We start from the raw sequence: 17,481 nt of genomic DNA on the forward strand, positions 1-17,481 counted from the left end.
CCTGCGGTGGTTTCGGGCGTGCGGGACCGCCCGGCGGCCGGACCGCCGGGTCAGGGTGCAAAGGGGTCAGCGCGGTGGCGCGGTGGACGGAGGGGACGTGCCGTGCGTGGCGGTGGCGGACGCCCCCGGGGCTCCCTGGCCGGTCCGGGGCGGCGCGGTGGCGGGCGGCGTGCCCGGTGCGGTGCGGCCGGGAACGGGAGTACTGGTCGCCGACGACGTGCTGCGGGGCTGCGTCGGTACGGGTTTCGGGGTGGCACTCGGCCGGGAGGGAGACGGGGTGACGGCCGGGACACCGGTACGCGGGCCGGCGGGCAACAGTACGGCCGCGGCCGCACCGGTACCGGCAAAGACCAGGCAGGCGCCGGCCGCGAGCGCGGCGATCCGACGACGGCGCAGCCGCTCCCCGCGCCGGGCGACGAGCCCGACCGGTGCACAACGCGCACGGGACTGCCCGGTGGAGGCCGCTTCCTGGAACAACGACCGCAGCAGGTCATGGGGTTCAGGCACCGGGTGCCTCCTCAATACGCGGGTCCTGCAGACGAAGGGAGAGTGCCGTCCGGCCCCTGACCAGATGGGTCTTGACGGTGCTGGCGGACAGCCCGGTCTCGACGGCGATCTGCTCCACCGTCAGGTCACACACGTAGTGCAGGGTCATGGTCCGCCGCTGATTGGCGGGCAGCTGCCGCAGCGCCTCCACCAAGGCCACCGATTCGGGCCCGGGGCCCTCGACATGCGGCGGGGCGCCGCTACGCTGCCAGGCATCCGCGGCACGGCGCCGTACGCGCCACCGGCTCACCGCCAGGCGCCAGGCGACCGTACGGATCCAGGCCTCGGGCTGACCGTTCCGGTCGAGCTGACGCCGCCGGCTCCAGCCCCTGGCGAACGCCTCCTGCACCACATCCTGCGCCTCGTGCTGATCGCCGAGCATCACGTACAGCTGCCCGGTCAGCCGGGCGACCGTCTGCGCGTAAAACTCTTCGAACTCCTCGACGGTCAACAGCCACTCCCCGGTTCTTTTCGGTCTCCCCCCGCATACGCCTGGCGCACGGCATCCGGTCGACACAGGACGAAAAGTTCCGGGGTGACGGTCATCACAGACCGTCGCCCACCGGCATCCGGCACCGCCGGCTCAGAACTGAGCGAAACCGCACAGCTGCTCCGCCGGCGGAAACCGCCCATCGGCAGGTAGGGGGCCGATGAAGACCCGGGCTTCCTCGGCCCCGTAAAAGGAGAGGGGTTCCGGCCCCTGCCCGAGAAGGAGCGCATTGCCGCCACGGCGCCATCCCGCATACCGCCAACCGCCCGGCTGCCCCGGGGACTCCACGGTCACGTCCAGCGCGGGCGGTCCGAGCAGCGGGTGAACTGGTCGACGGCGACTGAGAAGTGAGCATGGAACTCCGCCCGGCCTGCGCCCACCTTGCTGCTCCAGCCAGGCAGTTTGCCCCACTCATCGTCCGTGAACGCAAGGTCGGCGCCCACGTCGTACTTGGTGCAGAGGGGCATCACAAAACTGTCACGCGAGCACCCGCGCTCCGGCCACTGTGCTTCCCCCCTCCTTCTCCTCCTGGTGAATCGGTGTCCGGGAGCCGGTCAGCGGGGCACCCGTGCCGCCATGGCGTGCCGCGACGATCTCGGCGGCGATGGACAGTGCGGTCTCCTCGGGGGTGCGGGCGCCGAGGTCGAGGCCGATCGGGGAGCGGAGGCGGGCCAGTTCGGAGGCGGTGACGCCGGCTTCGCGGAGTCTGCGGTTGCGGTCCTCGTGGGTACGGCGTGAGCCCATGGCGCCGACGAAGGCGACCGGCAGCCGCAGGGCTTCCTGCAGCAGTGGGATGTCGAATTTGGCGTCGTGGGTGAGCACGCACAGGACCGTGCGGCCGTCGGTGTCGGTGCGCTGGAGGTAACGGTGCGGCCAGTCGACCACGATGTCGTCGGCCTCCGGGAAGCGGGCCCGGGTGGTGAAGACGGGACGGGCGTCGCACACGGTGACGTGGTAGCCGAGGAACTTGCCCGTACGGACCAGGGCCGCGGCGAAGTCGATGGCGCCGAAGACAATCATGCGGGGCGGCGGCACGCTCGATTCGACGAACAGGGTCAGGTCTGCCGCGCAGCGCGATCCGGTCTCCGAGACGGCGAACGTGCCGGTGCGCCCCGTGTCCAGCAGGGCGCGGCTCTCCACCACCGCCGCACGGTCCAGCTCCGGATGCCCGTCGAGTCCCCCTTCGTAGGAGCCGTCGGGGCGTATGAGCAGTGCTCTGCCGAGCAGTGCGGCCGGTCCCCGGGCCACACGGGCAACCGCCGCCGGCTCCCCCTGAGCGGCGGCCGCCAGCGCCGCGGCGAACACTTTCCTGCCCGGTGTGTCCGCCCGCACCGGAGTGACCAGGACCTCGATCGCCCCGCCGCAGGTCAGTCCCACCGCGAAGGCGTCCTCGGCGCTGTAGCCGAACTGCTCCAGGACCGTCCCGCCGTCCTGGAGCGCCTGGGTGCACAGGTCGTACACCGCCGCTTCCACACACCCGCCGGAGACCGATCCGATGGCCACACCCCGGCTGTCGACGGCGAGGGCAGCGCCCGGGCTGCGCGGCGCGCTGCCGGCAACGGCCACGACGGTGGCAACGGCGAAGTCCCGCCCCTGCGCCATCCACCGGTTCAACTCGTCGGCAATGTCCAGCATCTCGGTTCTCCTCATGGTGTGCAGGTCATGGCGTGCAGGCCCTGCACGAAGGCCCGTTGCGGAGCGGACGTCCTCGAGCCCCGGACGCCCGTGCGGAACGGGAGCCGAACCCGGACGCCCCTGTGAGCTCAGCCGGTTCCGTTGTTCCCTGTCCCGCCTCCCGCCAGCAGGACACGGTCCGGACGGATCGGGAGGTTCCGGTGACGCACACCGGTCGCGTGCCAGACCGCGTTGGCGATGGCCGCCGCGGCCCCCACGATCCCGATCTCGCCGATGCCCTTGATCCCGACCGGGTCGTCTTCGTCCGGGTCGTCCACCCAGTCCGCTTCGATGTGCGGTACATCGGCGTGCGCGGCGAAGTGGTAGCCCGCGAGGTCGGCGCCGACATGGCCGCCCGACGCCGGATCCCTGACCGCCTCCTCGTGCAGCGCCATGGAAAGGCCCCAGGTCATTCCGCCGATGAATTGGCTGCGCGCGGTCAGCGGATTGATGATCCGGCCCGCGGCGAAGATGCCGAGCATCCGTCGGACGCGTACCTCACCGCTGGTGACATCCACCGCGACTTCGGCGAACTGCGCCCCGTAGGAGTGCCGTTCCTTCTTCGCCAGTGCGCCGATGGCCTCGCCGGTGTCCGCCCGTGCCGTGATCCCTTGCGGCGGGATGGCCCCGCCCAGGGTCCGCTGTTCCTGCAGCTCACGCACCGCGGCCGTGATGGCCCAGCCCCAGGAGCGGGTACCCATCGAGCCGCCGGCGACCATCGCGGGCCCGAAATCGCTGTCCGCGATCTTCATACGGATGCGCGCCGGTTCCACCCCCAGCGCGTCCGCGGCGATCAGGGCCAGCGCGGTCCGTGCGCCGGTCCCGACGTCCGCCGCCGTGATCCGTACGGTGAACGTGCCGTCCGCCTCGGCCGTCACCGCCGCTGTGGACGGGGCGGCCGCCGAGGGGAAGGTGGCCGCAGCCGTGCCGGTGCCCAGCAGCCAGCGCCCTTCCCGGCGGGTGCCGGGACGCGGGTCCCGGTCCGCCCAACCGAAGCGTGCGGCGCCCTCCTGGAAACAGGCGAGCAGATTACGGCTGCTGAACGGCAGACCGGAGAGCGGTCCCACCTCCGGTTCATTGCGTGCCCGCAGTGCGATCGGGTCCATACCGCACTTCTCGGCGAGCTCGTCGAGCGCGGACTCCAGGGCGAACGAACCCGGGGCCTTGCCCGGCGCACGCATCCAGCTCGGCGTCGGCACATCGAGCGGGACGACACGGTCGACGGTGTGGTGCGCGTCCGCGTCGTACATCACCCGTCCGAACTGCGCGCTCCGCTCGACGAATTCATGAACGGTGGAGGTGAGGCACTGCGCCTGGTGGTCGAAGGCGCGCAGCCGTCCGTCGGCGTCGGCGCCGAGTCTGACCCGCTGCACCGTCGGGCTTCGGTAGCCGATGACGGAGAACATCTGCCGTCGGGTCAGTACGACCCGGACGGGGCGGTGGAGAACGGTTGCCGCCATGGCGGCGAGCACCACATGCGGACGGGTCGCCTTGGCCCCGAAGGCGCCGCCGACGTGCTCGGACCGCACCCGCACCGAGGCGGGGTCGAGCGAGAACAGCTTCGCCAGCTCATCCGAGACGAACCTGCTGCCCTGGTTGGAGTCGACGACCTCGAGCCGTCCGCTGTCCCAGCGCGCCATCGCCGCATGCGGCTCCAGCGGGCTGTGGTGCTCTTCCGGCGTGGTGTATTCCGCGTCCACGACCACAACGGACGCGGCAAGCTCGGCCGCCAGGTCCCCCTTCTGCGTCTCCGTCGGCGTGCCGGGGGAACCATCCGGTGTGCGCACCCCCGGGCGTCCGGGGAAGAAGGCGATGTCGTGCGGCTCCTCGTCGTAGTGGACCACCAGCGTTTCGGCGGCTTCCCTGGCCTGCTCGGAGGTTTCGGCGACGACCAGCGCGACCGGCCAGCCGACGTGCGGTACACGGTCGTGCTGGAAGACCTGAAGGATCGGCTCGGCCGACCCGAAGCCATTGGTGTAGTAACCGTTGACCCGCGGGGCGTTGCCGTGGTGCAGGACGGCGAGGACACCGGGCATGGCGAGTACGGCGCCGGACTCCACGGAGCGGATACGGCCGCGGGCGATGGTGGACAACACCAGCCAGCCGTGGGCGAGTTCGGCGAAGGGGATCTCACCCGCGTAGCGTGCCGCCCCGGTGACCTTGTCCCGGCCCTCCAGGCGGGTGTGGGCGGTGCCGGAGGCCGGCGTCACCGCGGGGCTTTCCGTCGTCGTGGTCATCGGGCGGCCTCCTCGGCGAGTTCGGACAGCACGGCCACGACGAGGTTGCGCATCAGTGTCACCTTGTATCCGTTGTGGGGCAGCGTCCGGGCGCCTGACAGTTCGGCATCCGCGGCGGCGGCGAAGGCGTCGGCGCTCGCCGGTCCCCCGGTCAGCACCCGCTCGGCTTCCCGGGCCCGCCACGGCCGGGACGCCACCGCCCCGAAGGCGAGGCGGACCTCGCGGACGGCTCCGTCCCGTACGTCGAGAGCGGCGGCGATCGAGCCGATGGCAAACGCGTACGACGCGCGCTCGCGCACCTTCCGGTAGCGGGAGACGGCAGCAACGGGGGCCGGGGGCAGGGTGATACCGGTGATCAGCGCACCGGGCGGCAGCGCCGTCTCCAGGTGCGGGGTCGCGCCCACGGGACGATAGAACTCCGCCAGCGGCAACTCCGCCGGTCCGTCCGCCGTTTCGTACCGGACGACGGCATCGAAGGCGGTGAGGGCCACCCCCATGTCCGACGGATGGACGGCCACGCAGTGCGCGGAGGCGCCCAGGATCGCGTGGTTGTGGTGTTCGCCCTCGATGGCGGGACAGCCGCTGCCGGGGTCCCGCTTGTTGCACGGCTTGGTCGCGTCGGTGAAGTAGCCGCAGCGGGTGCGCTGGAGAAGATTCCCGCCGACCGTGGCCATATTGCGCAACTGCCCCGAGGCACCGGACAGGACGGCCTGCGCCAACGCCGGGTAGTGGCGCCGCACTTCGGGATGGGCGGCGAGTTCGCTGTTGGTGACGGTCGCACCGATGTGCAGACCGCCGTCGGCCCCGGACTCGATCCGGTCCAGGGGGAGTTCCCGTACGTCGACGAGCAGCGCGGGCCGCTCCACCCCGGCCTTCATCAGGTCGACGAGATTGGTGCCGCCGCCGAGCGCGCGCGCCTCGGGATCGGAGCCGAGCAGAGCGAGGGCACCGGGGACATCGAACACGCGCTGATAACCGAACTCCCTCATGCCGTCGCCTCCGCATCGTTCGCGTGGTCCGCGGAGGAGCCGCCTTCCTTCCGCGGCCCGGGTGGGGCAGGCGCCGCACCGGCCTGCGCCGCCTGCGCGACCGCCTGCACGATCGATACATAGGCGCCGCAGCGGCACAGGTTGCCGCTCATCCGCTCCCGGATCTCATCGGCGGTGAGCGGCGGCGCTCCCGCCTCGGGCCGTACGTCCGCGCTCACGGCACTCGGCCAGCCCGCCGCATGCTCCTCGATCACCGCGATCGCCGAGCAGATCTGGCCCGGTGTGCAGTAGCCGCACTGGTAGCCGTCCAGGTCGAGGAACGCCTGCTGCACCGGATGCAGTCGCTCGCCCTCCGCCACGCCCTCGATGGTGGTGATCACGCGCCCCTCGGCGGCCACCGCGAGCTGCAGGCACGCGACGGCCCGGCGTCCGTCGAGCAGCACCGTACAGGCCCCGCACTGGCCGTGGTCGCAGCCCTTTTTGGTACCCGTCAGATCCAGGTGCTCGCGCAGTGCGTCGAGGAGAGTGGTGCGGTGGTCGACGGGCAGCGTGTGCTTCTCGCCGTTGATGTTCAGGGTGATGGCGCTGGACGTCGATAGGGCCATGTTCAGCCTTCTTTCGCGTATGGGAGGCGCGGTGGGCGTCGGGGCGTGGGCCCTGATGCCGACGCGGCCGGCCCGGAGGCCGAGCGGTCCCTGTCCCTCGGGAGCGGGAGTACCGGACGACGGAGGATCCCGATCCCGGGGACAGTTCGGAAGACAGTGGGGGGAAGAGGCGGCAGGGTGCGGGCGGCGCCGGCTCGGAGCGCCGGCGGCGAAGGCGCTGGACGGTAGGCAGGTCACAGTGGTCACGGGTCGTCCACACCGGCCGCATCTGCCGCTATGGTGGACCTAAGCGGACAACTGTCCATTACGTTCACAACGTACCGGACAACTGTCCGGTTAGCAAGGCCGGCCCTCGCTGATTTCCGGAAGGAGGACGAGTGCAGCAGAAAAAGGACGCGTCCCTGCGCTCGGACGCGCAACGGAATCGCGAACGCATCCTGGAAGTCGCGCTGGAGGAGCTGACGCAGTCGGCCGATGCCCCGCTGAGCTCCATTGCGAAGAAGGCCTGCGTCGGACAGGGAACCTTCTACCGCCACTTCCCCAACCGCGAGTCACTGGTCCTGGAGGTCTACCGCTACGAAGTCCAGCAGGTCGCCGACACCGCGACCCAGTTGTTGGAGACCCGTACACCCGACCAGGCCCTGCGGGAGTGGATGGACCGCCTCGCCCAGTACGCCATGGCCAAGGCCGGCCTGGCCGACGCGATGCGCAGGGCCACCAGCAAGCAGAATGCCCTGGCCGGTCTGGGGCACGGCCCCGTCACCTCGGCCATCACCCTCCTGCTGCAGGCGAACGAGGAGGCCGGCACCATCCGTCCGGGGGTGACCCCCGACGACTTCATGCTCGCCATCGCCGGCCTCTGGCAGATCGCCCCCCACGGCGACTCGCAGTCACGCGCCGGACGACTCCTGGACCTGGTCATGGACGGACTGCGGGCCGGCGCTCCCGGCGCGTGACCTACGCGCACCCACCCGCCGCGAGCCGTACCGCCGCCCCAGGCCACCCGACCCGACGCGACTGCCGCCCGCGGCGCCGTCCCCGAAAGGCGCCATGCCGCCGGCGCCGCCTCGTGCGCCACAGCGGCGGTAACTGCAGGTAAGTGATCACTTTCACTCAGCAGCCGCCCCGTCCGCAGTCCATACCGGTCTCCCGACTGCCATCATCCCTACCGGTGCGGGGTACAGCCGATCCCGCACGGAACGAAATGGCAGCGATATCAAGGGAGTTGGCGTGACATCAGCGTGGTGGCGGTGGGTTGTGCCCAGACGGGCGGACACCGGCGCGCATTCCGTTCCCAGCGGGCCGGGAGCGGTCCGTCACTCGCTCGCGGTGAGGCGTTTCGTCGCGAGGCATTTCGCGGCGAGGGGTTTCGCGGCGAAGCGTTTGTCGTCAAGGTGTTTCATGGTGGCCACTGCGGTCGCCGTACTCCTCGGCCAGCTCCTCGGCGGACTGCCCGCCGTGGCGCGGACCAGCGCCCTGCCGGGGTCGGCGTTCCCCCTCGTCCTCGACGTGGACTTGACGCCGAATCCGGTGTGCAGCGGAGCCGTCCACGGCCGGGTGCAGGTCTACGACCCCGCCGCGGCCAAGGCCGGAGCCACCGTGGAGTGGCGCGTTCGCGCCGGTGAGAAGCAGCTGGCCGGCGGGCGCCTCGCCATGGCTGCCCCGGTCGGCACGGCAGAGTTCAGCATCCCCTTCGACCGGGTGCCCGCAGCCGAGGCCGCTTTACAGGTCGACGCCCGCCTCGCCGCCTCGTCCGGGAGCCATGCCCCCGGACCCTACGGAAAGGTCTGGCGGGACACGGTGCGCCGGGGGTGCGATCCGGTGCGGGTGGCATCCGTCGGTGACTCCGTGGTCTGGGGGCAGGGCCTGGACCACGACCAGAAGTTTCCCTATCTGACGGGGCAGTTGCTCGGCCGGGAGACCGGCCGGGGCCATCAGAACATGGACTACTCGATCTCCGGCGCGGTGCTCGACGCACCCGACCTGCCCACGGGCAACGACGACGCGGCCTGTCTGCGCACGACGGAGAAACAGGATCCGGACGGCGACGGGGAGATGGAGTTCGGCGAGGTCACCCGGCAGACACCGGATGTGTTCTGCCAATTGGAAAAGGCGGGCGCACAGGCCCGGGCGGGCGGCTACGGTCTCGATCTGGTCGTGATCAACGGGTGCATCAACGACCTCGATCCCTTCTTCGGCCTCGGCGTCGGCATCACCCCCGGCTCGGAGAATGTGCCCGAGGCGGTGAAGCGCGAGTGCTCCGGCATCGGCGCGGCACCGGAGAACCCGGCCAAGGATGTTCCCTACTTCAGCGGCGCGAAGGTCGGATACGGCGGACGCGGGATGCAGGCGGCGATCGAGAAGGCCCACTCCCTGCCGGGGCGGCCGAAGGTGATCGTGGCCGATTTCTACTATGCGCTGAGCCGCAGCAGTTCTCCGATCCCGGTGCGAACCTGCTCGACTCCGGGAGTCACCGGGGCACGGCTGACTTCCTGCAGGGGAGCCCTCGGCAGGGTGGCCGAGCGCTACGAGCAGTACACACAACTGGCCAATGCCGCCTACCGTCAAGCGGCGTCCGCGGCCAACAAGGCGTCCGCGGACGGCCCGTACGCGGTCGCCGCCGACGGACTGTTCACCGTGGACAATGCCGTTCTCGCCCGGGACTCCAAGGTCTGGGGCACTCCGGTGAGCGACCCGGCGTTCCCCCTGCGCACGCGGGCCTGCCCCGAGCTCAGCCCGACTCCGGCGCAGTGTCTGACCGCGGCCGTCGCCCACCCCGACATCGAGGGCGCCCGGCAGTACGCCGACGCCTTTCTCCTCAACCCGCGGGTGCGCGCATGGTTTCACCTCCCCCGGCAGGGCCCCCGGGCGCAGCTGGACGTCCCGGAGAACGCCCCCGTCGGGAGTGAGGTGCGCATGTCGGTGACGGTGAACGGAAAACCGCCCGCCGCCGGATACCACTACCACTGGTACTTCGGCGACGGTACACAGCAGGAGACGAGGGAAGCGGCCGTCCCCCATGCCTACGACCGTAAGGGGCCCTGGCTGCCACGGCTCGTGATGACCGGCCAGGACGGAAGGAAGGTCCTGGTAGAGGCCACCGGGGCCCTCACCGCGGACTGACGGCTCCGTCCAGGGGGCGGCTCGCAGGCACGGCCTGGGGGCCGCACGGGCCGCCCCCTGGCACGGCCGCGCCGCGGTGGGCCCCGGCACACTCGTCGCTCCCGACCACTTCGAGAACCCGGATGTCCGCGGGACATATCCCGCCCTGGCGCAGAGCAGGCAGAGTGGACAGAGCAGGCAGAGAACGGTGAGGTGGGCTTCCACACCGGACTGCACCGGACAGCACCGGACTGCACCGGCTGCACGGGACTGCACCGGCTGCCCCTGCCTGCCGGACGAGGGCCGCGTGTCCGAGCCGGGACGGAGCCCCAGGTCAGCGAAGCCCAGGCGCGAACTCACGTGCTGATGCAACGCAGTTCACTGAAGGAAGCAACCTGTCGTACTAGCCGGCGGCCGAGACGGCCGGGGATGTCCAGAAGGCCACAGTCGGCCCGTAGGAGCCGTCCTCCTCATCGCTCACCTCGACGGTGATCTCCCGGTCGGGGTAGCGCGCGGACAGGACTCCCTGCCAGCACTCCCCCAGAGCCAGCGCGAGTTGCGGCAGTTCCTCGCCGAGCTGATCGCTGTCCGCCAAGGGGGTGTTGCTGAACATGGCCCACAACTCAACGTGATTGACGACGAGTTCGATACGACGCCGATCGCCCTCCAGATTCGTGAACCAGTCGTCGACGATGCCTTGCCTGAAGTTCTCCTTGAGGAATACGCAGCCGCGGTAGTCGACCGTCTCGGGGCAGAACAGCCAAGCCGCGGCCAGGACGACACGCAGGCCGCCCTCGAAGTCAACGTAGTTGTCCGGGGAGAGCTCCTCGTCCCTCCAGTCGGTCCGCCACCGCCGGAAGAACGCCGGCAGCTCACGCTCGGACCACGCCGGTTTACTGCTGCTCACAGGCTCTCCCAGGGAAATGCGACCCTCGGCGGGCGCACGAAGACTTCACCGGCCACGGCACCTACCAGGTCACAGGAGGCCAAGCGCATTACCGGATCGGCGAGTACTGGACCGACGCCGAAGAGACGCTGGACCACCTGGGCCTGCCGAGCGGAGGGCATGAGTCCCGTCAGTCGGGGTACAGGGCCAGCCGGCACCGCGCCCCGGTACCCAGGGTGCCGGGGCGCTCTCCGAGAAGCGACTCGGTGCGCGGCCATGGACAGTGGTCGTGCCGGCTGTCCACGACCGCGCTGCCGGATCAGCGGACGTGCACCGTCACCACGTCAGAGGCGTGCAAGCGCACGGGATTCTGGTCGTGCGGGCTGGTCAGGCCGTACAGCACCGCACGGAACTGCAGGTCGCCGCGGCGCGCGGACGTGCCGTGTGCAGTGACCTGCGCGTCGCCCGCGACCGCAGCGCTGCAATTCTCCTGGTGCCACCCTTCGCCGAAGCCCTTCTCCTCCAGGCACAGCTGATGCAGGTAGCCGGCGCTGTCATCGCCGCCGTTCGCCTTGACCGTGATGGTCTTGCCGACCTGCGCCGTGCCCGGCGCCGTGATGTCCACGCCGCCCTTCGCGAACGCCGGCCCGGCGGCCAGAGCCACTGAGGCCAGACCCAGCGCACCGATCACCGCCACACGGCCGCCCCGCGTCTTGACTCCGGTCTTCTTCGTCCTGGTCATGGACTTCCCCTCCTATGGGTCCCCATGTGGTAAGACCCACCCCTTCGCAAAGGCGCCCGGTGCGCCTCGCCGACTATCCAGATGAGCCGACCGCCCCGCACGTTGCCTCTCGCCCGGCACCGTTACAAATTCCCGACATAGACTGCTAACCGGGATCTGATCCCAACAACGGCCGCCAAATGGCTTCTTGGGAGCGGTAGCCCATTACCCTGAGCGCTCCGGCATCGCACCGCAAACAAGCAAGAGAGTGCGTCGTCTGCTACCGCGCCAGCAAGCCTTCCAGATTCTTCCTGGCGATCTGCCTGCGGAACTCCCCCTCGTAGGAGGGGTCACCGGAGTCGTGCATTGCCTCGGTCATCCAGACTGCAGATGCCTGCTGCCGCCACGTGTGGTCCAGGCAGGTGTTGGAGTAGCTGTCGAGCAGACCGGAATCGTGGTTCTCGACCTGGTGGATGACTGCGCGGGCGAACACGTCGGCGTCGTGGAGGGCGAGGCTCATCCCCTGTGCGCTCATCGGTGAGATGAGGTGCGCCGCGTCCCCGAGAAGGTAGAGCGTGCCGTAGCTCATGGGGCTGAACACCACTCCGCGGAGCGGCACCACCTGCTTGCTGGTGATCGGCCCCTTGGGGGTTACGGGCTCGCCGAAACGAGCTTCCAGTTCGTTCCAGATGCGGTCGTCCGGCCATTGCTCGATGGTGTCGGTGAGCGGGCACTGCAGGTAGAGACGACTGGCGTGCGGGCCGCGGGTGATCTGTGCGGCGAAGCCGCGGGAGTGCACTGCCAGCACGGCCAGAGGATCCGCAGGCACCTCGGTCATGACGGTGAGCCAGGCGTACCCGAACTCGTGGGTGGAGCAGACGAGGATGTCATCGGGGATGGCCGTCCGGCTGACGCCACGGAAGCCGTCACTGCCGGCGACGAAGTCACAGCTGACGGTCTTGGTCGAGCCGGCGGCGTCCCGGTAGCGCACCACAGGGTTCGCGGTGTCGATGTCATGCAGGGAAACGTCTTCGGCTCCGAAGCGCAGATCGCCACCGTCGCGGAGGAAGACCTTGATGAGGTTCTGGACGAGGATCTGCTGCGGGCAGAACGCGCCGTCGACATCCTCCGAATCGTCATTCATCTTCCACCACCGCATTTCTCCCTCGATCAGCAGCGGCATACCCGAATCGGGGTCACCTTGGCTGTGGCCCTCGACGACCTCGGCCAGCCCCCACTCGTGCAGCCGGCGGACCCCACCGGCGTCGAGAGCCCCGGCCCTCTGCCGCTGCTCCACGTAGTCACGACTGTGTCTTTCCAGGACGATGCAGGAAATTCCCTTACGCAGAAGGAAGTTGCCGAGTGCCAGTCCGGCGACCCCGCCTCCCACGATGACGACGGTTGCATTCTTGCCGGTGTGGGTCATGTGTTTTCGGGCTCCTCGCAGACGGCGAGGTCAAACGCGCCTGAGCGTGAGCGACTGTGCCGCCTAGATGGTGTGGCGTACTGACCACCACTGTGAGACGCGACCACAGGGGCACCCAACCGGTAAATGGACAGCCAGTGCCGCAAACCCGCCAACCTGTCGCACTCCGATGCACGCCGCGAGTCCACCGGTGACGCGTCGCCGGTGACTCCTGCCGTTACGGAAGCGCGGGGCTGGTTCGTAGATCTGCCTGGTAGCTCCCCGGGGTCTGGCCGACGACCGAGTTGAAGGCGTCGATGAAGCTGGAGGGGTTCGACCACCCGCATGCCATCGCTGTATCGGTGACCGACATGCCGTTGGTGAGGTGGCCCAGGGCGTGTTGGATGCGAAGGGTGGTGCGCCACCGGTGGAAACTCATGCCGAGTTCGGTGTGGAACAGGCGGCTCAGGGTGCGTTCGCTGGCTCCCGCAGCGCGTCCCAGCTCGGCCAGAGTCGCAGGCCGCGCAGGATCGGCGTGCAGGAGGTCGGTGACGGTGCGCAGCCGGTCGTCGCTGGATTCGGGCAGGTGCAGCGATTGCTCGGGAGTGTCGCAGAGCTCGTCGACCACCACGGCGAGCAGGCGCCTGTGGGCGCCGGGGCGGACCTCTGTCCGCTCGCCGGTGAGCGCCAAGAAGGCCTCGCGCAGCAGTGGACTGACGGCGAACACACTGGGGTAATCCACGAGTTCGCCGCACAGGTCGACCGGGATGGTCAGGAGACGGGCGTCGGTGCGGCCGTAGAAGCGATGGGAGTGGGCGAAACCGGGTGGCGTCCACGTCACGCGGTTGGCCGGGGCGACCCAGGTTCCGCGCTCGGTCGTGGTGGCCAGTGTCCCGGCAGCTGCGTAGACGAGCTGACCCTGGTCATGGGTATGGGAGTCGAGATGGTAGCCGTGCGGCAGCCACCCAGCGCCGCGGGCCATGGGCTGCGGTTCCGAGGGCTCCGGAGGGGGCTGGCAGGTCTTCAGCATCAGCTGAAGGTGCATCACGTGCACGTCAAGTACAAGGAGACGGCACGGGGGCAGGCTGGCGATCAACATCATGGAGCACTGAGCCTGAAGGCCCTGACCAGCGCGTTTGCGCGTTTGCGCGTTTGCGCGTTTGCGCGTTTGCGCGTTTGCGCGTTTGCGCGTTTCAACGCTGTCACGGCCTTCCCTGTCGGTATGGCGCATACCGACAGTCGCTGCACACTTGGCTGCGGCGGTTCCGAGAGGGCTGCCGGGTTGGCCTGAGGGACCGCTCGCACCGCCCCATACCTCGGCCTCGCGAGTGCTGGTCCGAAGTCGAGTTGGCGAGCTGCCAGTTGCGGCAGAGCCCTCACCACGCCCCGGTCACAGACCTCGACGGCGCCCGCCTCCCGGGCATGACGACACCACACACAGCAGCCGGGCAGCCGTACCGGCAGAGCCGGTGATGCAGGCGCGGACCGGACGGCAGGTCGGATACCCCGCGGATCGTCGGCTTCGGCAACCGAGCCACGCGGCGACCGCCCCCGATCAGACCGACGCGCCATACAGGATCAGGAGTCTCGTGACGACTTCCGCCCCCGAGGCCGATGGGCGGGAACCGAACGTGCCCGTTTGGGCAGGGGACTGTGCCCGGCGGCACCTGGCAGCCTGCGGCGCGCCCGGGGTATTCCGGGAGGGCTCCGACCTCTGTACCGAATGGAACCTCTGTGCAGGCCCACGCGACCGACCGAGCCTCGAACCGGGCTGACGCCGCCACAGCCCGCACACCAGCGGTGCGAGCCTCCGGGCCGCCCCATGCCCTGCTCGCCGTGCAGCATACGGCCGGGAACGCGGCCGTGGTGCAGATGCTGCGCCGGTCCGGACACCCCGGGACGCGGGAAGAACACCAGCACGGCGCCGACTGCGGCCATGGCCGGCTCACCGGCCAGGCCGCGAGACCGGCCTGCCCCGACGGCCGCGCCGAAGGACGCGAGAAGGACGCGAGCGTCTTGGTGCGGAAGGCCAGGGCAAGCCCGTCTTGACGGTGTCACTTCGGCGGCCGTGTACGGATCGCAGCCTGTTTACTCATGGGTAACTTAGCGTACAGTGCTGCAGTGGCGGGCAGTTGGCCCGCCGTCTGTCTGCAGGGCGGACAGCCACCACACGGCACACAGGCTGCCACCACACGCAGCCCGTACAACGGAAAGGACCGTCCTCATGGCCTCCCCACGCCGGCTTCGCGCCATACTGCTGCCGCTGGCTCTGGTCGCCTCCGCAGCCACCCTGGGCACCGGAGCCGCAATGGCCGCACCGGAGGGCGAGTCCTCCGACACCGCGCCCAGCACCACCGAGCAGCACCCCACCTGGGCCATCGCCCACCGGGTGCTGACCACGGGCGGGGTGACCACAGCGCTCAAGAACGGGGCCAACGCGCTGGAGATGGACGCAACGGCCTGGCGCAAGGGTTGGTGGGCCGACCACGACGGCACTCCCACCAGCTACGGGGACACCATGTCGGCCATGTTCGACCAGGTGGCGAAGGAGCATGAGAACGGACGTCAGGTCTCCTTCGTCTGGCTGGACATGAAGAACCCCGACTGGTGCGACGGCAGCGACCCCGAGTGGCGCCACTGCTCCGTGGCCGGGCTGCGCGACATGGCGCGCGAGAAGCTGGAGAGCAGGGGCATCCGGGTGCTCTACGGCTTCTACGGCAAGGAGGGCGGCAGCGGCTGGAAGAACGCCCTCAGTGACCTGAACTCCAAGGAGGCGGTCAGCTTCAGCGGCGCTTACGCACAGGTCCGGGACGGCTTCGCCAAGCACGGGCCGAACGTCCCCGGCAACCAGCGCGTGATGGACAACGGGCTGTTCAACATGGCCTTGAAGTTCGGCAGCATCCGGGAGGAGCTGAAGGCCGGCGGGCAGGCCCGGGACGCCGGAAGGCTCGCGCAGACCGTCGGCTGGACGGTGGGCAAGGGCGACAAGGAGCATGCCGCCACCCTGCTCGACTCCTCCGACGGGAGTGCCGCCGTGGACAGCCTGATCTACGGCAACCGGATGTCGTGCTACCCGGACGGCGTCAGCGGCCCGAAGGGCTGCGGCACGGACGACAGCGCGGTGCGGGAGTCGCTCTCGTACATCACGGACTACGTGAAGGCCCACCCGGACACCCGCCGGATGGCCACCCCTCGGGACATCCCCTTCGGCAGCTGACGCCCCGATCTCCCCCCGCCCGGCCCCGGTTCCTGTCAGCGCCGTCGCCGCCCGGACCGCCGGGGACCGAGTCGTACGCGGCGGCCCACGGTCACGGCTGGGCGCGGGTGATGCCGTTCCTGCTCCTGAGCATGCGGCAGTACAGGGGATACCCAGCCCCCTCATTGCGTCGGGCCGCGTCAACTGATGGACACGTGCCGGGAGTCAGCCGTGCCCGGAGGACGATTGCCGCTTCAGGAAATGTGCGGCTGCCTCGATCGCTTCACTCTTGAGCTTTGCGACGGGGACTCCCCAGTTCTCGTCCCACATGTCGAGGTTGTACGCACACACGACGAGCGAATGCAGCTCGTCGGGGTACCCGAGGCTGCGCCCGAGACCGGCCGGCACCGCAAGGGGCTCACTCTCGACCCCTGCAAGCAGTGCGTCCAGACCGGCCTGAATGAGCGTGTCAGACCCGATGTATCCGCCGGACGCTCGCTCATGCGCGAGACGGCTCAGTTCCTTGAGCGCCTCATCATGAGTCACCGGACCTCCTGTCGGCGGACTGAACCGCGGCCTCCTGCAGCCGCGACAACTGGCCTCCTGCCCCAGGCGATCGGTGCCGTAACGGCCCGCTGCCTTCAGCTGGCCGAACAGGGACACCAACGTGCGTTGATCGGGGCCGGCATGACTACACTCAACCACTTCCGGCTCCGGACCGTCGGCGAGAAGCACGGGGACCAGGTCACGTAGCACATCGAGGTGCACCAGCGTGACGACTGGGGAGTCCCCAGCGAGCACCGCCATACTCGGGCAGCCTTCAGAGGCCCTTCAAGATGGAGCTGGAACAAGCCGACTTCGCACGCCTCAACTCCACAGGCCTGCCACGTGACTTCGACGCGAAAGGCAGCTCTGGCCAGATGCGGACCACGGTATGAGCCCCCGCTACGTCGGCCGCCACACCGGCAGGCGTCCTCACGACACGAACGCTCCGAAGGCATCCCCTCCCGAGCCGCCGAGGCGTGCTTCCAGGACCGTCGGCCGTCGTCGGGTCAAGAAGATCGCCCTCTGGGTCGGACTGGGAGCCTGCCTCGTGTTTTCTGCCGCCGTCCTCATCGGGTTGACGCATGGCCTCCACGAGATGGACCACCCGCCCGGCGGTTGGTGCCAGGACAACTCAGCCACCTGCATACGCCCCTGATCGAAAGGCGCTGGAGGCCACGAGGCAGCGGCGCCGGCCGCCGCACGTACTGGTCCCGCTTTACCGGAGTGCACCGACCCGGTTACCGGCATCGGCCTGCCGGACGGCTTCCACACATCCGCCGGCGCTACATGGGCCTTTGGGCCGAATCCGATGCGAAGGGTTGACCAGTTGATCCTGGCATGTATTCTCTAATTGAGAGATCGTTTAGCAAGACCTCGGTAAACCTCGGTAGACCTCGGAGGGATCCTTGTTAGACCGATTAGGCCGATTAGGCCGATTAGGCCGATTCGATTGGAAGTTGCAAGCCAGCGATCCAGTTACCGTCAGTGGACATATCCATAACGAGACTTATCTCCATGGGGTACACGGTTTCACCAGGGAGCTCGTTCATCACCGTGTAGGCGCTGAATTCGCCACTCCTCCCTC

Annotated in this window: 15 protein-coding genes; 3 read left to right on the forward strand and 12 right to left on the reverse strand. The window is 69.4% G+C overall.

Translation table 11 applies throughout. The features are described 5' to 3' along the window. Positions 1-66 precede the first annotated feature (66 nt). The 7 genes from OHS81_RS03500 to OHS81_RS03530 all read right to left on the reverse strand — a co-directional run bounded on the left by OHS81_RS03500 (position 67) and on the right by OHS81_RS03530 (position 6,541). A complete protein-coding gene (locus OHS81_RS03500; protein ID WP_328382314.1) occupies positions 67-507 on the reverse strand; it encodes a hypothetical protein in 441 nt (146 codons plus the stop codon). Then, complete coding sequence (locus tag OHS81_RS03505; protein WP_328382316.1) at positions 500-997, reverse strand: SigE family RNA polymerase sigma factor; 498 nt, start codon at positions 995-997, stop codon at positions 500-502. Before OHS81_RS03505 ends, OHS81_RS03500 begins: the two co-directional genes overlap by 8 nt. Before the next feature lie 329 nt (positions 998-1,326). Beyond that, positions 1,327-1,503 carry a hypothetical protein gene (locus OHS81_RS03510; protein WP_328382318.1) on the reverse strand — a complete coding sequence of 59 codons (177 nt, stop codon included), beginning with the start codon at positions 1,501-1,503 and terminating at the stop codon, positions 1,327-1,329. A 10-nt stretch (positions 1,504-1,513) separates the two neighbouring features. Next, positions 1,514-2,671, reverse strand: coding sequence for an XdhC/CoxI family protein (locus OHS81_RS03515; RefSeq protein WP_328382319.1), 1,158 nt, complete (start codon positions 2,669-2,671; stop codon positions 1,514-1,516). Positions 2,672-2,799: 128 nt separating this feature from the next. Next, the gene (locus tag OHS81_RS03520; protein ID WP_328382321.1) at positions 2,800-4,947 is read right to left on the reverse strand and encodes a xanthine dehydrogenase family protein molybdopterin-binding subunit; all 2,148 of its coding nucleotides are present in this window, start codon (positions 4,945-4,947) and stop codon (positions 2,800-2,802) included. Further along, the gene (locus OHS81_RS03525) at positions 4,944-5,936 is read right to left on the reverse strand and encodes an FAD binding domain-containing protein (protein ID WP_328382323.1); all 993 of its coding nucleotides are present in this window, start codon (positions 5,934-5,936) and stop codon (positions 4,944-4,946) included. Before OHS81_RS03525 ends, OHS81_RS03520 begins: the two co-directional genes overlap by 4 nt. After that, positions 5,933-6,541 carry a 2Fe-2S iron-sulfur cluster-binding protein gene (locus OHS81_RS03530; protein ID WP_328382324.1) on the reverse strand — a complete coding sequence of 203 codons (609 nt, stop codon included), beginning with the start codon at positions 6,539-6,541 and terminating at the stop codon, positions 5,933-5,935. Before OHS81_RS03530 ends, OHS81_RS03525 begins: the two co-directional genes overlap by 4 nt. A gap of 377 nt (positions 6,542-6,918) precedes the next feature. Between OHS81_RS03530 and OHS81_RS03535 the strand changes: the two genes are divergently transcribed. Both OHS81_RS03535 and OHS81_RS03540 read left to right on the forward strand, forming a co-directional pair. Next, on the forward strand, positions 6,919-7,497 hold the full coding sequence (locus OHS81_RS03535; RefSeq protein WP_328382326.1) for a TetR/AcrR family transcriptional regulator: 579 nt from the start codon (positions 6,919-6,921) through the stop codon (positions 7,495-7,497). Between the two features lie 445 nt (positions 7,498-7,942). Next, the gene (locus OHS81_RS03540; RefSeq protein WP_328382327.1) at positions 7,943-9,664 is read left to right on the forward strand and encodes a PKD domain-containing protein; all 1,722 of its coding nucleotides are present in this window, start codon (positions 7,943-7,945) and stop codon (positions 9,662-9,664) included. Between the two features lie 382 nt (positions 9,665-10,046). On the opposite strand, the gene OHS81_RS03545 is transcribed toward OHS81_RS03540, so the two are convergent. The 4 genes from OHS81_RS03545 to OHS81_RS03560 all read right to left on the reverse strand — a co-directional run bounded on the left by OHS81_RS03545 (position 10,047) and on the right by OHS81_RS03560 (position 13,685). Then, positions 10,047-10,550: a hypothetical protein gene (locus OHS81_RS03545; RefSeq protein WP_328382329.1), complete on the reverse strand. Its 504-nt coding sequence runs from the start codon at positions 10,548-10,550 to the stop codon at positions 10,047-10,049. Positions 10,551-10,848: 298 nt separating this feature from the next. Further along, positions 10,849-11,271 carry a hypothetical protein gene (locus OHS81_RS03550; protein WP_328382331.1) on the reverse strand — a complete coding sequence of 141 codons (423 nt, stop codon included), beginning with the start codon at positions 11,269-11,271 and terminating at the stop codon, positions 10,849-10,851. A 259-nt stretch (positions 11,272-11,530) separates the two neighbouring features. After that, positions 11,531-12,676, reverse strand: a complete 1,146-nt coding sequence (locus tag OHS81_RS03555) for a 4-hydroxybenzoate 3-monooxygenase (protein ID WP_328382333.1) — start codon at positions 12,674-12,676, stop codon at positions 11,531-11,533. A 217-nt stretch (positions 12,677-12,893) separates the two neighbouring features. Next, positions 12,894-13,685: a helix-turn-helix domain-containing protein gene (locus tag OHS81_RS03560; RefSeq protein ID WP_328382335.1), complete on the reverse strand. Its 792-nt coding sequence runs from the start codon at positions 13,683-13,685 to the stop codon at positions 12,894-12,896. Between the two features lie 1,194 nt (positions 13,686-14,879). Between OHS81_RS03560 and OHS81_RS03565 the strand changes: the two genes are divergently transcribed. Beyond that, entirely contained in the window at positions 14,880-15,872 is a 993-nt protein-coding gene (locus tag OHS81_RS03565) for a phospholipase (protein WP_328382337.1), read from the forward strand. A 204-nt stretch (positions 15,873-16,076) separates the two neighbouring features. Here the strand turns inward: OHS81_RS03565 and OHS81_RS03570 are convergent, their stop codons facing one another. After that, positions 16,077-16,658 (reverse strand): hypothetical protein, encoded by a 582-nt coding sequence (locus tag OHS81_RS03570; RefSeq protein ID WP_328382339.1) that lies wholly within the window; start codon positions 16,656-16,658, stop codon positions 16,077-16,079. Positions 16,659-17,481: the final 823 nt, after the last annotated feature.

The organism is Streptomyces sp. NBC_00400, assembly GCF_036048035.1.
In the GTDB taxonomy this organism is placed as follows: Bacteria; Actinomycetota; Actinomycetes; order Streptomycetales; family Streptomycetaceae; genus Streptomyces.

Coding starts and splice junctions, on each gene's coding strand:
- OHS81_RS03510 (WP_328382318.1), bottom strand. CDS start 1,503: ATGCCCCTCTGCACCAAGTACGACGTGGGCGCCGACCTTGCGTTCACG.
- OHS81_RS03515 (WP_328382319.1), bottom strand. CDS start 2,671: ATGCTGGACATTGCCGACGAGTTGAACCGGTGGATGGCGCAGGGGCGG.
- OHS81_RS03520 (WP_328382321.1), bottom strand. CDS start 4,947: ATGACCACGACGACGGAAAGCCCCGCGGTGACGCCGGCCTCCGGCACC.
- OHS81_RS03525 (WP_328382323.1), bottom strand. CDS start 5,936: ATGAGGGAGTTCGGTTATCAGCGCGTGTTCGATGTCCCCGGTGCCCTC.
- OHS81_RS03530 (WP_328382324.1), bottom strand. CDS start 6,541: ATGGCCCTATCGACGTCCAGCGCCATCACCCTGAACATCAACGGCGAG.
- OHS81_RS03540 (WP_328382327.1), top strand. CDS start 7,943: ATGGTGGCCACTGCGGTCGCCGTACTCCTCGGCCAGCTCCTCGGCGGA.
- OHS81_RS03550 (WP_328382331.1), bottom strand. CDS start 11,271: ATGACCAGGACGAAGAAGACCGGAGTCAAGACGCGGGGCGGCCGTGTG.
- OHS81_RS03555 (WP_328382333.1), bottom strand. CDS start 12,676: ATGACCCACACCGGCAAGAATGCAACCGTCGTCATCGTGGGAGGCGGG.
- OHS81_RS03560 (WP_328382335.1), bottom strand. CDS start 13,685: ATGCTGAAGACCTGCCAGCCCCCTCCGGAGCCCTCGGAACCGCAGCCC.
- OHS81_RS03565 (WP_328382337.1), top strand. CDS start 14,880: ATGGCCTCCCCACGCCGGCTTCGCGCCATACTGCTGCCGCTGGCTCTG.
- OHS81_RS03570 (WP_328382339.1), bottom strand. CDS start 16,658: ATGGCGGTGCTCGCTGGGGACTCCCCAGTCGTCACGCTGGTGCACCTC.